This window comes from Sphingobacterium spiritivorum, from assembly GCF_016725325.1.
In the GTDB taxonomy this organism is placed as follows: domain Bacteria; phylum Bacteroidota; class Bacteroidia; order Sphingobacteriales; family Sphingobacteriaceae; genus Sphingobacterium.
In genome coordinates, this window is sequence record NZ_CP068083.1 from 4,984,703 (window position 1) to 4,999,134 (window position 14,432).

16 protein-coding genes are annotated in these 14,432 nt (G+C 39.0%); 10 read left to right on the forward strand and 6 right to left on the reverse strand.

The genetic code is table 11. The features are described 5' to 3' along the window. Positions 1-36: 36 nt before the first annotated feature. Both I6J02_RS20985 and I6J02_RS20990 read right to left on the reverse strand, forming a co-directional pair. Positions 37-993 carry a transporter gene (locus I6J02_RS20985; RefSeq protein WP_201679705.1) on the reverse strand — a complete coding sequence of 319 codons (957 nt, stop codon included), beginning with the start codon at positions 991-993 and terminating at the stop codon, positions 37-39. A 28-nt stretch (positions 994-1,021) separates the two neighbouring features. Then, positions 1,022-2,755 (reverse strand): amidohydrolase, encoded by a 1,734-nt coding sequence (locus tag I6J02_RS20990; RefSeq protein WP_201679706.1) that lies wholly within the window; start codon positions 2,753-2,755, stop codon positions 1,022-1,024. A gap of 207 nt (positions 2,756-2,962) precedes the next feature. On the opposite strand from I6J02_RS20990, the gene I6J02_RS20995 reads away from it, so the two are divergent. Beyond that, on the forward strand, positions 2,963-3,511 hold the full coding sequence (locus tag I6J02_RS20995; protein WP_201679707.1) for a MepB family protein: 549 nt from the start codon (positions 2,963-2,965) through the stop codon (positions 3,509-3,511). 67 nt (positions 3,512-3,578) lie between these two features. Further along, on the forward strand, positions 3,579-5,498 hold the full coding sequence (locus I6J02_RS21000; RefSeq protein WP_201679708.1) for a serine hydrolase domain-containing protein: 1,920 nt from the start codon (positions 3,579-3,581) through the stop codon (positions 5,496-5,498). Between the two features lie 50 nt (positions 5,499-5,548). On the opposite strand, the gene I6J02_RS21005 is transcribed toward I6J02_RS21000, so the two are convergent. Beyond that, positions 5,549-5,968: a cold-shock protein gene (locus I6J02_RS21005; RefSeq protein WP_201679709.1), complete on the reverse strand. Its 420-nt coding sequence runs from the start codon at positions 5,966-5,968 to the stop codon at positions 5,549-5,551. Positions 5,969-6,249: 281 nt separating this feature from the next. Beyond that, positions 6,250-7,740, reverse strand: a complete 1,491-nt coding sequence (locus I6J02_RS21010; RefSeq protein WP_201679710.1) for an acyl-CoA dehydrogenase family protein — start codon at positions 7,738-7,740, stop codon at positions 6,250-6,252. Between the two features lie 188 nt (positions 7,741-7,928). On the opposite strand from I6J02_RS21010, the gene I6J02_RS21015 reads away from it, so the two are divergent. The 5 genes from I6J02_RS21015 (at position 7,929) to I6J02_RS21035 (ending at position 10,698) form a co-directional block, all read left to right on the forward strand. Next, positions 7,929-8,399: an SRPBCC family protein gene (locus I6J02_RS21015; protein ID WP_201679711.1), complete on the forward strand. Its 471-nt coding sequence runs from the start codon at positions 7,929-7,931 to the stop codon at positions 8,397-8,399. Positions 8,400-8,554: 155 nt separating this feature from the next. Beyond that, a complete protein-coding gene (locus I6J02_RS21020; RefSeq protein WP_201679712.1) occupies positions 8,555-9,070 on the forward strand; it encodes an RNA polymerase sigma factor in 516 nt (171 codons plus the stop codon). Next, a complete protein-coding gene (locus tag I6J02_RS21025) occupies positions 9,036-9,680 on the forward strand; it encodes a hypothetical protein (RefSeq protein WP_201679713.1) in 645 nt (214 codons plus the stop codon). The genes I6J02_RS21020 and I6J02_RS21025 overlap by 35 nt, the downstream gene beginning before the upstream one ends. 11 nt (positions 9,681-9,691) lie before the next feature. Next, complete coding sequence (locus tag I6J02_RS21030; RefSeq protein WP_201679714.1) at positions 9,692-10,165, forward strand: DUF4252 domain-containing protein; 474 nt, start codon at positions 9,692-9,694, stop codon at positions 10,163-10,165. A 2-nt stretch (positions 10,166-10,167) separates the two neighbouring features. Next, positions 10,168-10,698 carry a DUF4252 domain-containing protein gene (locus I6J02_RS21035; RefSeq protein ID WP_201679715.1) on the forward strand — a complete coding sequence of 177 codons (531 nt, stop codon included), beginning with the start codon at positions 10,168-10,170 and terminating at the stop codon, positions 10,696-10,698. A 124-nt stretch (positions 10,699-10,822) separates the two neighbouring features. Here I6J02_RS21035 and I6J02_RS21040 read toward each other — a convergent pair whose 3' ends face one another. Continuing rightward, positions 10,823-11,200 carry a winged helix-turn-helix transcriptional regulator gene (locus I6J02_RS21040; RefSeq protein WP_201679716.1) on the reverse strand — a complete coding sequence of 126 codons (378 nt, stop codon included), beginning with the start codon at positions 11,198-11,200 and terminating at the stop codon, positions 10,823-10,825. A gap of 92 nt (positions 11,201-11,292) precedes the next feature. Here I6J02_RS21040 and I6J02_RS21045 point away from each other — a divergent pair, with 92 nt between their 5' ends. Together I6J02_RS21045 and I6J02_RS21050 are read left to right on the forward strand one after the other, a co-directional pair. Next, positions 11,293-12,288, forward strand: coding sequence for a zinc-binding alcohol dehydrogenase family protein (locus tag I6J02_RS21045; RefSeq protein ID WP_201679717.1), 996 nt, complete (start codon positions 11,293-11,295; stop codon positions 12,286-12,288). A 4-nt stretch (positions 12,289-12,292) separates the two neighbouring features. Then, entirely contained in the window at positions 12,293-12,772 is a 480-nt protein-coding gene (locus tag I6J02_RS21050) for a cupin domain-containing protein (RefSeq protein WP_201679718.1), read from the forward strand. Between the two features lie 22 nt (positions 12,773-12,794). Here I6J02_RS21050 and I6J02_RS21055 read toward each other — a convergent pair whose 3' ends face one another. After that, positions 12,795-13,676, reverse strand: a complete 882-nt coding sequence (locus tag I6J02_RS21055; RefSeq protein WP_201679719.1) for a sensor histidine kinase — start codon at positions 13,674-13,676, stop codon at positions 12,795-12,797. 268 nt (positions 13,677-13,944) lie between these two features. Here I6J02_RS21055 and I6J02_RS21060 point away from each other — a divergent pair, with 268 nt between their 5' ends. Then, complete coding sequence (locus tag I6J02_RS21060; protein WP_201679720.1) at positions 13,945-14,352, forward strand: helix-turn-helix domain-containing protein; 408 nt, start codon at positions 13,945-13,947, stop codon at positions 14,350-14,352. Positions 14,353-14,432: the final 80 nt, after the last annotated feature.

The window sequence follows — 14,432 nt, forward strand, 5'->3', positions numbered from 1 at the left end:
CTGCAAAATACACAAAGAAAATGAAAATGTCCGCTGTTAATGAGCTGCAGGGATCAGATAATTCACACCCACCTGTACAGCTGTACCTCCAAATCTATTCTTAACATTGAAATTTTGCGTAATCCTTCCCATCAATCCGACTTTCATGGGTTTAATCCAATAAGACCCAAACCCTCCGATACCAGCAATACGGTCAGATACAAATCCTCCGTTAGTACCTTTATCATCACTGATCTGGCTGGTATAGTGTCCAAATAATCCGATTTCATTCCCTCTGCTATCCAATACATATGAGCCTCCCATGTCTACTGTCAAGTGACTACCTTCTTTAAAATCTGTGTCCTTCTGCCATTGATTCATTTCCAGAGTTGTTGCCACGCTCAGACTTACCCGAGGAATTGGTTTCATTCTTCCCGCCACACGTACATTATGCGACCAATAGCCATGACCTCCATTATCCAGATCATGAGGTTTGTACCTACCGGTAGGTGCCCAGACCCCATAATTAAGGGCATAACTGTACTTTCCCTTTGTCCAGGAAAGCCAGACAGGCTGAAGATACATATCTCCGAAGCCCAGGCTTTTATTGGTAAATACATAATTACCCGAACCGGTTTGACTTGAATAATAGTCTAAAGCTATATTTGCTGTAGGACTGTTTAATGTAGGAATTACCATCATACCCCAGTTCGCTCCTAAAATTTTGCCTTTACCTCCATAAATTGCCATCAGGATAAAAGAATTGGTCTTTACATTCTGCTTGATTTTCAAATCTGTAGGATTTTCCGGAGCCGGATTGATCAATTGATCTGATCGATTACCTGCTGCATTATAATAGTTCATGTTTGCATACCCATACCATACCGGAATAATCCAGCCTGAATGGGGAGCAAAATAGTCTCCGGGATTAAAGGAAGATCCTGTATAATGACCTTGTCCCTGAGCAATACCTCCGAAGAGTATAATAAGTAGTAGTAATAATGGCTTTTTCATCACTCATAGTAATATTTCTTTCCAGACATTATTTTTTGTAGACTGTCTTGCCTTCTTTAATGGTTTCCGTCACTAATATATCCCTGATGTTTAACGGATCAATAGTAAGCGGATTCTGATTCAGAATTACCAGATCAGCCAGTTTACCTGCTTTAAGAGATCCTTTATATTCCTCTTCGTGGTATTGATATGCAGCATTGATGGTTATCGCTTTCAGTGCTTCTACAGGCTTTATCCGTTCGTCTGGCCCCAGTATTCTCCCTGATCTTGTCTTTCTGTTCACTGCAGCATACACAGCTGTAATCAGATCCGGAGGAGTCACGGGAGCATCATGATGAATAGTGAAAAGAATTCCCGCTTTCAGGGCGGAATGTGCAGGACTGATAAAGGCTGCCCGCTCAGGACCAAATACACTGGAATAATGCCAGTCTCCCCATAAGTAGGCATGTGTAGAAAAATAAGAAGGAATCACTCCAATTTCCTTGATACTGGCAATATGATCAGGACGGCTGTTTTGTACATGTATGAGCGTAGCTCTCAACTCTGGCTTATAAATCCCTTCATCCTTCAGTTTCTTTATTACGCGCATGGCCTGATCTATAGCCGCATCCCCATTGACATGCAGCTGTGCGGTAATGTTATTTTCAAAAAGAGTCTTCAGATCCTGATAAAGTACACTATCCGTAAAAATCGGAAATCCTTTGTAATCTGCTCCCTGTCCCTCCGGAGGGATCAGATAAGGCTGTGTCAGCCATGCTGTTTTACCTTGTGGCGATCCGTCATCCGAAAATTTAAAACCTCCCAGCTTCAGGTGATTTGTATAAACCATATATTCAGGTTTGAAAGAATCCAGTTGCGCTTTAAAAAATTCATAATCCGGAAAATAAATAACATCAGCTTTAAATAAACCCTTAGCAGCAGCTTCTTTCAGTAGTCCTACACTCTCGCCCATTGTTCTGCCCTCACATATGGTTGTCTGTCCATAGCTCAACCATTCATCCTGCGCCTTAACAAGATTATCTAATTCCTGTTGAGTTTTATCAACTCCTGATTTAGCATTTTTAGACAACAGTGTCGTCAATTTAATCAGAGCTGTAAAGCTGGCATTTTCTTCCAGTTTTCCATTCAGTTTCTTTGTTTTGGGATCTCTACCATAATGTCCTCCTTCCGGATCTTTTGCATTTTCCTCAATACCAACCAGATTTAACATAGCCGAATTGGCGACACTCGCATGTCCTGAAGTATGAATTACTATAATAGGATTCGTCATACTTATTGCGTCCAGTTCTTCACGGGTTGGGTGTCTGTGCTCAGACATAATAGCATCGTCATATCCATTGCCCATGATAGGCTGACTCGCTGTCAGGTTGTTTTTTTCTATATATTCTTTTAGGGTTTTCTGAAGATCCGGAATAGAATTAACCGTTCCGTAAGGAGTTGGAGACAAATCTATGGCTTGCATCATCCCTGCTCTGGAGGCCAGATGCCCGTGAGCATCTATAAATCCGGGAAGTAACGTTTTGCCATTAAGGTCATGTAAGGTTGTGTTTTCTCCTGTGTATTGCTCAGCAGCAGCCTTTGTTCCGGTGAACAGAATCTTTCCGTCTTTTACAGCAAGAGCTTCGACTTCCGGATTATCATCTTCCATAGTCAGAATAGGACCGCCGAAATAGATTATATCCGCAATCTCCTTTTTGGATGATGTCTGACAGCCGGATAATATAAGAAGCAGGAATATGGGGAAAAGAATAATGATTTTCATAGCATAAGGATTAATATATGAATAAAAAACACGTAATGAACAGAAATGTTTCATAAAATTATTAAATTTTAACCAAAATGTACACAAAACATACTTTTATTAAAAACACCACAAATCACTTTTTGTTCTTTTTTATAAAGCTTGTTTAATAAACAGGCCGGATAGCCTTTTTTGTAATGGTGTGATTTACAGGAAAAGCTCCAAAAAATGTACTTTAGTAAAATAAAGAAACATCACCTGTCTATGTCTGCTGCTATACATACAAACATTATCACCCCATTAATTGAAAAGTTGTATTCTCCAATGTCACAACTGGAGCAACTCCAATTTGATAAAGAAAGCAGCAGCTATCATGCGGCTTCTTTTGTAACAGAAGAGCAGGTTATTCTGTTTCGCAAGGCGAATATTACACCTAAGAAAATCGGACAATTTGTAACCTTGTGGAAAAGAAATATTACGTCCGGTGAAACGGAACCTTACACGACGAAAGATCAGGTAGACCTTGTTACCATATTCATAAAGAATCAGGATCAGTATGGACTATTTATATTCTCAACAGCGATTCTGAGAGAAATGAAAATTCTCACACATGATAACATTATGGGCAAAAGAGGTTTCAGGATATATGCACCCTGGGATATTCCTGAAAATAAACAGGCTATAAAAACAAAGGAATGGCAGATCAAATATTTTGAATATCTTGCACCCGATCTTATTGATAACAAGTCTCTACTTTCAATTGCTACCTATGCCTGATCGTATAAAACACATTATTTTTTTTGTTTTGTTTTTTAATAGCTTATCCTTTTCAGAGGCTCAGGTTATGAAGAACCAACTTCACCCCTCCTCGGCTTTCAGTGCGGAGTTTTCTACAGGGGACAAGCATATATACGAAGTGCGACTCCAAAAGAATGATTTTGCAGCTTTTTCTGTTATGCAGCGAGGTATAGATATTGTTGTCAGCGTTTATGATGAAAAGAATCATAAGCTGAATGAATATGATAGTCCCAATGGTAAATTCGGACCGGAATACTTCACCATACATGCCAATCATAAGGGTAAATATAAAATTGAAATATCAGCTCCCGGGCAACAGGTTATATCCGGAAAATATGATATCCAAACGCTGAGAATAAAACAAAAAGCAACTCTTCCGAATGAAAAAACAGATGAACTCCTCACCCGTTATCAAAGTAAATCAAGTCCTGGTATAGCGCTTGCAATTCAAAAGGATGGTAGGACCATTTATGAAAAATATACAGGGATAGCCAATTTGGAAAACAAGATCCCGATCTCGGATTCTACCATATTTCATATAGCATCCGTATCTAAACAGTTTGCCGTATTTTCTATTCTCCTGCTGGAAAAACAGAAAAAATTATCTCTTGAAGATGATATACGGCAATATTTACCGGAAATGCCTGATTACGGAAACAAGATCAGCATAAAAAATCTGGCTAATCATACCAGCGGACTGCGGGAGATATTTGATCTCAGCAGTCTGATAGGACAACGGGAAGGTGGTCATATGACTATGGATCAGGCCTACCGGCTGTTGACTCAGCAGAAGCATCTTAATTTCCATCCCGGCACTGCATACGAATACTGCAATTCTGGGTTTATATTACTGGCAAAGATCGTAGAAAAGGTATCCGGTAAGTCTTTTTCAGATTTTACGGAAAATGAAATCTTCCGTCCGTTAAAAATGAAAAATTCCTTATTCCTCGATAATGAGGAGAGAATCATCAGGAATAAAGCTTATTCCTACAGTTACAGAGCCGGGCAGTATCAACAGGTTCCCCTTCATTTTTCTCTGGTAGGATCCACAGGACTGAATACGACTGTACGTGATCTCAATCTGTGGACAGAAAACTTTCATTCAGCCACAATTGGTGACACAAGCCTGTTCCATAAAATGGAACAACAAAGTACTTTAAATAACGGCGAACGGCTCTCTTATGCTCTTGGCCAGGAAGTAAAACAATATAAAGGGCTAAATCTGATTTTTCACGGAGGCGGAGATGCAGGGTACAGGTCTTATCTGGTTCGTATTCCGGAACACAATTTCGCTATGGCTATGACAGGTAATTTTCAGACCTTCAATCCACTGGATATTGCCTATACTATTATCGATTATTATTTTGATAAGACACCGGACAATCCGGTGGAACCCTATATTGCTCAGGATACAGCAACGCTGACCAAATGGGCTGGTCAATATGAAGTGATGAGAGGTCTGTTGTTTACGTTTTCTGCTGAAAACAATAAATTCTATCTGCAGATCAACGGATCAGCGCAGAAACTACCTTTACCCGCTCTTTCAGACAAAGAGTTCATGTTTCCTGCTCTTCCACATAGTCGATTTGTATTTAGTACAGATGAAAATGGTACACCGGATTTCAGATGGCATCTGTCCGACTTCAGTTATAAAGGAAAAAAGATTAATAGCAAAGTCCTGAAAAATCAGGATACAGATCTGGCCTTATATACTGGCCGTTTTTACAGTCCTGAATTGGAAACTGAGTATGAATTCAGTGTTATGAATGGAAAACTTATGGCTTTGCATCTGCTGAATGGGAACATTCCTATGAATCCGATGCCAATACCTGACACCTTCAATACAGAAGAAGGATATTTCCGCAAAGTGGAATTTGTCAGGGATCAGCATTCCAGAATCGTAGGCTGTAAAGTATCTGCTACCGGAGTCAGGGAAGTGTTGTTTGAAAAAACAACCTCTCAATAGTTCTGCCGGTAAGCAAGGATATAGTGATGGAGTTACAGCTCCGCTATCTTTTATTTGATAACTTCTACGGATGTAACCTGTAGCCCCTGTTTGGTAGATTGGTATTTAAATTTAACCTTTTGATCCATATACAATACGAAACCAACAAGATTGGTATTAAAGTATACACTTTCGCGTGTCTCATTGTTACGGATAAATCCATACTGACCCTGCTCATTGAAGAAAGAAACTTTTCCGAATGAAAATTCTTCTTCGACAACAGGACGTTCCAGATCTGAAGGTTTGAATTCGTACTTTTGGGTAGGAGGAGTATTAGATAGATTTCCAAATTCGTCAACGTAGACAAACATTTCTTCCAATGATTTACCCTTGGAGTTGTGAGTTTTTTTATACTCTTTTTTTTGTTCTTTTGATTTTCTTTTTTCTAATTTTTTCTTTTGATTTTCTTTTTTTTGCTGTGTTTGTGCCATTAAAAATGTGTTAATTAATAAAAGAGGTGTAAAGCGCGAAAAACTTGGTGTTCCTGATCAAATGGCTTTTCTCGAAAAAAGCGAAGGGAGAGGAGTAAGTGTAAGGCGTGTGTACAAATATAAGCAAAATACAGATGAAAAACAAATATTACATCCGTCAGGATATATCATATACCGTATCTTAAAAAGGTCTTCTTTTATATCTCAATGCACACAATAGCAAAAAAAGGGATCTTTATGCTCGTAAAAATCCCTTTTTTGATCAGTCAGTATATGTATGATTAAATAAAATCTATCCAGTTAGACTGTTCCTGATATTCAACGATTGGTTTTGCATCATTGTAATTCAGGAAGTCAGACAATAATTTTTTGACATCCATCTTCATATGTTTGACACAGTTGTCATACAGATCCGTTCTGAAACCTTTATCTGTCATATCACCGACATACTGTAAACATACTAAGCGGGCGATAATTTTACCAAGAACAACCATTTGTCTCTGTACCAGGCTTTCAGAGATCTGAAAATCCAACACACGCTTAAACAGGACTGCAACACGGTCACAACGGTCAAATCCTTGCAAATACTGGCCAAAATTGCTTTCCTTGGATTTCTTCATCTGCTTGATAACCATCTCTGCAATCTGTGTATAAAGCATTTCGTTAGATCCTTCAAAAATCTGGAACGGTCTGCTGTCTACAATACCGCGTCCGGCTACGTGATCAATTTTATAACCGCTCGAACCCGACAGTTGCACACAGATCTGCGCAGCTTCCTGCATCAGATCAGTTACCAACGCTTTCATACTGTTTGCTTCCAGTCCGGCAGTAGCCAGGTCCTGATCGATCCCGCTCATAGAAGAACTACGTGCGCACATACCTGAACAAAGACTGTACGAAGATTGAATACGGGATATCTGATATTGTACAGAATCTAAAGCCAGTAACTGCTGCCCTCCTACCTTGCGGTTGGTACAATGTGACAGTGCTTCATCCAGCATGCGTTTGATAAAGCCCATTCCCATACCCGGAAACTGCAAGCGACTGCGGTGAAGAATATCAAGCATCATCTTGATACCGGTACTTTTCTGTAATAATTTCTGATTGGCCGGCACTTCCAGATCGATGGTATTCATACCATACGGAATCATATAAAGCCCAAGATTATTAAAATAATGTTCTACCTGTATCTGTTGCTCAGAACGACTGTTATCCGTTACAAAAAATTCAACATCTCTGGCCAGATCTCCTTTTCCCGCATCTTTACGGGCAGCAATGATCCAAAAATCTGCCATTCCGGTCAGTCCCTGCCAGTGTTTCTGTCCCTTAAGCTTATAGCCGGTTTCCGACTCTTCATATTGGGTGCGCATATTTAGTGCATCACTCCCGAAGTCGGGTTCTGTAATCATCAGACCCCCCATCGCCTTATGCTGGAGGAAACGATCAAATATCGGTTGCTGTATTTCTGGATGACCATATTTTGCTAATGGCTCCAGAAAAAGTGCGATATTAATGCCAAAAGTCAGGGATAAGGGTAAAGATTCATAAGAAGCTGCAGCAAGGATGGACAGACATTCACTGACCTTTGCTCCTCTTCCTCCAAAATTTTCTGGGATGGCGACAGAAAGAGGCTTTAGTTCCATTATTTTGTCCCAGACATCCTGAGGAAGTCCACGGTTTATACTTAATTCGTTTATATCTGATTCGTGGTGGAACAGCTCATGTATTCTGTTCTCAAATTTCTTTAAAAATATTTCAAAGCCTTCTTTCATCTTTTTCAAAATCTGTTGAACCGTAAAGGTAAGAGAATATTCAGAGTCCCTGTTAATACAGTTAAAATAATTTATAGATTAAATAAAGAAATTTGAACAAACTTCTCTTTCCTACTCCCTTTGCAACCTCAGGAATCACTATCTTTAATCTATATTATTTACTCAATTCTCTACCTCTAATTAAAACAATGATACACCGATTATACCAGGAACAACAGCTCAACTGCGATTTGCAGACCGCATGGACATTTTTTTCCGCAGCAGGTAATCTTTCCAAAATTACTCCTCCCGAAATGAAATTCACCGTATTGACATCTTTTGCCAATGATGAAATTTATGAAGGAATGCTCATTCGCTATCGGGTTTCACCACTATTCGGAATCAGCATGAACTGGGAAACTAAAATCACGCAGGTAGACTATCAGAAGAGTTTTACAGATTTTCAGGCTAAAGGGCCATATAAGTTATGGAATCATCACCATGAATTTATTTCCAATGATAAAGGTGTACTGATGAAAGATACCGTAGATTATGAATTGCCGTTTGGATGGTTCGGGGAGTTAACCCACAATTGGATGGTCAAACCAAGATTAGATGAAATATTCCGATACAGACGTCAGGTTCTCGATAAAAAATTCGGAAATACGCCCCCTACCTGACCAATTTAACCTAATTATTAACAAAATAAAAAAAACATAATAATCTTATTTACAAACATATAACATCAAAAACATTGATTTCTGAAAATAAATTCAATATGAGATGTAATATTTCCCCCTCCCCAATTGTCTTCTCCATATAAAGCAACTAAAATATGACACAGGAAACATTTAAATCGGTCGTTTTTATCCATAAGGATAAATTATTCCGGTTTGCTAATCGCTTCCTGATAGATCCGCAAGATGCTTTTGATATTGTACAGGAAGTACTTATTAAACTTTGGGAATCTCGCATGGAGCTTGACAAAGTATCAAATCTTGAAGCTTATGCTATGCGTATGACAAAAAACCTGGCTTTAAATAAGATAAACCGGGAAGCTGTAAAATACAAGGCAGAAAGTTATGAAATGCCGGAGGTTCAGAAAGAGAAATATCCGGCGCTGACCCGCGACCTGATTCTCCAGCTGATTGACAAGCTACCTGAGAAGCAAAGATTGGTGATGTATCTACGAGACATAGAGGAGTATGAATTTGAGACCATATGTGAGTTAACAGGAATAGATGAGAATGCGGCCAGAGTGAATCTGTCCCGTGCACGGAATACCGTAAAAAATGGATTAACAATGATTTTTGATTATGAAGAAAGAAGAATTAGAGCGATTAAAAGCTAAATACTGGGCGGGAGAATCTTCATTGGAAGAAGATCGCATGATCCGCGAGGCAGAAGAGGCAGATCCTTACTTTTCTGTACTTAAAGCTACTGAAGAAGAAATGAATCTGCAGTTTGATGATTTCATGAATACAGTTGAGCCGGAACATCAGCAGAATGAGAAGCGTAAAATCCGAAGCATATACCGTACCCTGTCTGTTGCTGCATCATTGCTTTTTATCTCAGGGGCAATATGGTATTTCAATGTAACTCCAAAAGATAATAACAATCTGGTAAAAACGACTGATACAAAACCAGATCTCACTTCACCGGTAAAGAAAGAAACACAAAAGCTCCCGGAAGTAAATACTATACAACCAGCAGTAGAAACTCCGGTCAGAATAGCAGCGATCAGGCACCCGCAAAAAAAGAAGACTACCAAAAGAGAAATAGCAGAAAGAACTTCTGTCTCTGCTCCTGAAAACGAACTTTATGTAGAGGTAAACGGAGTAAAGGTATATAATGAAGAAGCATTAAAAATTACAGAAGAAGTACTCACTTTGGCATCGAATAACATTAGAAAGGGATTGGAAGCAACTCAGAATATTAAATATTTAACTATAGAACTTTAAAACCAAAAAAAATGAAACATTTATTAATTATCGTGAGCCTGCTATGCTTTAGCATCTCTCAGGCACAACTGTCAAAACTCGATCAGATTTTTGATCAGTACAAAGAAGGCAAAGGTGTCACTTCTATTAAGATCGGAAAACCTATGTTTTCGATGCTCAATAAAATGAAATTATCAGATAACGATCTTGAAAGTATCCGGCCGCTTCTGACAAATATCAATTCAATTAAAATGCTGATTGTAGAAGGAGATACTCCTGAATTGCAGTCTGATGTATCTAAAGCGATCAGTAAGTTAAACTATGAAGAACTGATGGTGATCAATTCGGAAGAAAACAAAATTAAGTTTCTGGCAGAAAACACACAATCCGAAAACATCAATAACTTATTACTCAGTATTATTACAGATGATTCGACCATCTTTATGATATTGGATGGTAGAGTAAAATACGATGATATCAGTAAACTAATCAACAGTGTAAACTAATTATGAAAACTCTAATTACCTCTACCCTTATCCTGATCAGTTGCTTTCTGTTGCAAAGCTGTATGGTGAAGAGCCGTCCGAATATGGATTTTGTGCAGCACAACAGTATCTCAAAAGGTGCAGAAATTGTATCCGTAAAAGTACCTGGCTTATTACTTAATCCGTTCTTAAAAAGTTCGATAAAAGAACTGGAAGAAGAAGATCCGATGATCGCGATGCTGCTCAAGAAACTCAAAAGTCTTAAAGTGATGACGATATCAAATGATAAAAAAGGTCTTCTTATGAAGGATTTCAACAAATATCTGGCAAAGAATAAATTTGAAGAAATGGCCAGTATTCATAGTGAAGGTTCGATAGTATCTATCAATGGCAAAATGAAAGGTGATCGTATCAAAAGACTAATGCTTGGAATCGCAGATGATGAAGAATTGGTTTTTCTGGACATCGAATCTGATCTTGATTTAAATGAACTCGTCCAAATGATTTCTTATTATGAGCAAAAGCAGGAAAAACAAAAACAAGAAAAAATGTAAAAAGCATAGCTTTTAATTCCGTAAAAGGTACAGCCTCGTCAGACCGTATGGTCAGGCGGGGCTGTACGCACAGCCTCCTTCTCCTACTACGATATTCTCTCCAATTACAATCCCGTTAGCAAACTTATTTCATTTCTGCTTTTATCTTCTGCCGATGATAAAGTCCCCATTCAACAAGATTTTCTGTCAGTGGTAATACGCTCATTCCGTATTCCGTAATGGCATAATAAACCATTATCAAATGCTGATCCTGTACCGAACGTGTAATCAGCAGATTGCGTTCGAGGTCTTTTAGTTCTTTACTTAGCATCTTCGCAGAAATTCCGGATATTTCTCTTTGCATTTTTTTAAAATGTATATCCTGTCCCTGACGGTTGCTGAGATAACGCAGGATCATCAATTTCCATTTCCCCCCCAATATATCCAGACTATCCCGTATAGCCATCAGTTCTTCACTGCAGGTCGTCTCACGCACCTTTACGTTATTCGCAGTATTGCTCATATCCTGATTTCATTAGTGTTACCGGTAACCAATAGTTAACTGGTACTAAAGTTATACCATTTGCCCTGTAACTTTGTAACAAAACGGTAAAGATGAAAGCAATCGTATTAAATGATAAGAACGAACTGACAGACCAGGAGGTCCAAATCCGTTCTATCTCTGAAAATGAAATTCTCATTCGCATCATGGCTTCAGCCTTCAATCCTATCGATTATCAGATGCGCGAAAGCGAGCAGGAAAGAAAATATCTTTTCTCACCAATACTCGGGCGTGAACTTTCGGGTATAGTAGAAAAAACAGGCCCAGCTGTTACGGATTTCCGTATCGGAGATGAAGTATTCTGTGCCTGCGGCAGTATGGGGTCTAACGGAAGTTATGCAACACATATCCTTGTACCTCAGGAAATCGCTGTACGCAAACCTCGTTCCATATCCTTTGAACAGGCAGCAGCTTTACCTGTCGTTGGCATAACAGCATTACAGGTCCTCAACCGCATTTCGATAAGACCTGATACACGTATCCTCGTCACAGGAGCTTCTTCAGGTGTCGGAAATTTCTTTATCAAGTTACTGTTAGCGAAAGGTATAAAGTATCTGACTGTCACAGCCGGAAATAAAGACAGAACAGAACAACTGAGAAAAATCGGTGTACAGGAGGAGCAGATAGTGGACTATCATAGTCCAGATTTAAGTAGTGAATTAATAAGACGGAACGGAGGAATCAAATTTGATATTGTAGTAGATTGCGTAGGCGAATATCTATCTGAAACATCGGCAGAGGTCATGAAGGCAAATGCAGTGTATGCAGACATCACCAATAGAATCTCGTCTGAAGGCAGAGCCCTGCTTTTTGATATCGGAGCGACTATCCATCACATTTCAAACTTTGTGTATGCCAGAGAGAAAAGATATACCTATTTCAGGCAGTCGCTGGAACAGATCCGCCGTTATATCGATGAAACTCAGGTAACACCCCCCGCTATAACGGTAATCGGAGGACTGTCTGCTGAAAATGCAGAGTATGCACAACATGTACTACAAAATAATGGCACCTCGGGATCAAAACTAATTATGCAAAATCAAATCTGATCATATGAACACTATACCCAGAAGAATTATTACAGCTGAAGCGAATGGACGATCCTATATTGAAAGTGATGAGACTGTCACAAATGTTTCGGAACACTACCCGGGTCTCATTATCTCAGACATCTGGCAGACGAGCGAAATGCCGGCGAGTTTATCTGCCGAAACACCTATACTCAATACTGCTATTCCGAATCCTATCAGAAATGGCACTTATTTCAGATATGTACAGATTCCACCGGATCAGGAATTGGGGATCAGTGCTCCTGCCGGACAGCCACATCCGCTGATGCACAAAACGCCCAGTCTGGATTACATTGTAATTCTTTCCGGGGAGATATATCTGATCACCGACAGTGAAGAAACGCTGTTACATCCGGGAGATATCGTTATTCAATGTGGTACTAACCATGCCTGGAGCAACAGATCAGACACTCCATGTATTCAGCTGGCTATTTTAATTGATGCCAAGCCAAAAGATCAGTAAATAAGTAACACAGACTATTCAGCTAAGAAGCACTAACGGGGATTTGGATTTGAAAAACACTTCCACTTCCCTCTTTACTGCTGACATCTATATTCCAGCCCAGACGATGTGCAAAATCATAACATAAAACAAGGCCGATACCAGCTCCCTTTTCTTTGAAAGTTCCTTCCGAACTGGATTTAATGGTTGCAGTTTGCAAAGCTGCCACCTGCTCTTCACTCATACCAACACCATTATCCTGAACATACAATATATGATTAGCCGGTGAAGATGAGAGACCGACTACAATCTCCTGTCCGCTGAGACTGAACTTCACGGCATTACTTATCAGATTACGAATAATAAGATCTACTATTTTTTTGTTACCCATAAGAACAAAGTCCTTAGGAATCTTATTAATAAATATCAGTTGTTTGAAGTTGATGCGTTCATAAAACAAATTATATGCTTCTTCTACACGTTCATAAGCTGATAATGGAGTAAAGATTATTTTTTCATTTGTCATTTGTTCAGCAGCCCAGATCAGTACTTCATCCAGCATTTTGGATGAATCATCCAGCTCTGAGCCGATTTTAATAAGCGTTTTCCGAATTTCTTCAGGAGGAATCTCTATCACTCTGGAAAAAGATAGAAGTGTTTGAAATGTACTTACGGGTACCCGAAGATCATGCGAGACAACAGAGAATATCTTAGCTTTAAATTGTTCTGCCTCAATAAGTGCTCTGTTCTGCTCTTCAATCCGGCCTGCATGACGGTTAATTTCAGCATTGGCATCTACGAGAGATTGCCGCTCTTTTGAGAGTTGTTTATTTTTCCGATAGAATAAGATAAACAAAACAGCAACAATCAGTTTGCTGACCACAATACCGACGATTAACAATCGGATAAGATTAGTTTCTTCCATAAGTATGTTTTTCAATTCAGATGCTCTCTGAAAGGTAGCATGACCAGTCACTAAATAATGATGTACAGTGGTCACAAAAAATTATTCCAAGATAAAATATTCCAGTGAATTATAAAAAAAATAAATAACAAATTACAAAATGGAAAACCAAAGAGTGAAATATTTGAAACATAATTAAATAACATAAAATCCAGATGAATACTCATAACATTAAATTCCGCTTTTTCTAAAATCTTAACTATATTCGGAAGTATTAGCAGCCAGAAGTATGGATACGTCAACAAAAACAGCACACAGACATCAGGAGTTAACTGCAATTTTTATGGATGAACTGGACAAGCATCTGGATGATTTGTTACATGGCAGGATATCGGACATGTATGAAATCAGAGATATTGCGGATCAGATGCACATTCATCCGCGTCACCTCAGCAATACGATCAAACGCACTACAGGACGATCTGCCTGCTCCTTCTTTGAGGAAAAAATCATTGAACAAGCTAAAATTCTGCTTGCTCAACCGAATAAAAGTATTCAGGAAATAGCGGTGCTGCTGACCTATGATCCTTCCAACTTCACTAAATTTTTCAAGCGATTCACACAATTGACGCCGAAACAGTACCGGAATCAGATTTTGGAAGAACAAACGGCGAATAACATGAGCAGCGTAGCCTGATTCCATACCCATACAAAATACTGAACTACTCACCATTTTTTCAGAAATGTCCTCTATAACTTTGCATCTGTAAAATAAGA

Bases quoted from the DNA above. Each gene is read 5' to 3' on its own strand.
- I6J02_RS20985 (WP_201679705.1), bottom strand. From the start codon at position 993: ATGAAAAAGCCATTATTACTACTACTTATTATACTCTTCGGAGGTATT.
- I6J02_RS20990 (WP_201679706.1), bottom strand. From the start codon at position 2,755: ATGAAAATCATTATTCTTTTCCCCATATTCCTGCTTCTTATATTATCC.
- I6J02_RS20995 (WP_201679707.1), top strand. From the start codon at position 2,963: ATGTACTTTAGTAAAATAAAGAAACATCACCTGTCTATGTCTGCTGCT.
- I6J02_RS21000 (WP_201679708.1), top strand. From the start codon at position 3,579: ATGAAGAACCAACTTCACCCCTCCTCGGCTTTCAGTGCGGAGTTTTCT.
- I6J02_RS21005 (WP_201679709.1), bottom strand. From the start codon at position 5,968: ATGGCACAAACACAGCAAAAAAAAGAAAATCAAAAGAAAAAATTAGAA.
- I6J02_RS21010 (WP_201679710.1), bottom strand. From the start codon at position 7,740: ATGAAAGAAGGCTTTGAAATATTTTTAAAGAAATTTGAGAACAGAATA.
- I6J02_RS21015 (WP_201679711.1), top strand. From the start codon at position 7,929: ATGATACACCGATTATACCAGGAACAACAGCTCAACTGCGATTTGCAG.
- I6J02_RS21020 (WP_201679712.1), top strand. From the start codon at position 8,555: ATGACACAGGAAACATTTAAATCGGTCGTTTTTATCCATAAGGATAAA.
- I6J02_RS21025 (WP_201679713.1), top strand. From the start codon at position 9,036: ATGAAGAAAGAAGAATTAGAGCGATTAAAAGCTAAATACTGGGCGGGA.
- I6J02_RS21030 (WP_201679714.1), top strand. From the start codon at position 9,692: ATGAAACATTTATTAATTATCGTGAGCCTGCTATGCTTTAGCATCTCT.
- I6J02_RS21035 (WP_201679715.1), top strand. From the start codon at position 10,168: ATGAAAACTCTAATTACCTCTACCCTTATCCTGATCAGTTGCTTTCTG.
- I6J02_RS21040 (WP_201679716.1), bottom strand. From the start codon at position 11,200: ATGAGCAATACTGCGAATAACGTAAAGGTGCGTGAGACGACCTGCAGT.
- I6J02_RS21045 (WP_201679717.1), top strand. From the start codon at position 11,293: ATGAAAGCAATCGTATTAAATGATAAGAACGAACTGACAGACCAGGAG.
- I6J02_RS21050 (WP_201679718.1), top strand. From the start codon at position 12,293: ATGAACACTATACCCAGAAGAATTATTACAGCTGAAGCGAATGGACGA.
- I6J02_RS21055 (WP_201679719.1), bottom strand. From the start codon at position 13,676: ATGGAAGAAACTAATCTTATCCGATTGTTAATCGTCGGTATTGTGGTC.
- I6J02_RS21060 (WP_201679720.1), top strand. From the start codon at position 13,945: ATGGATACGTCAACAAAAACAGCACACAGACATCAGGAGTTAACTGCA.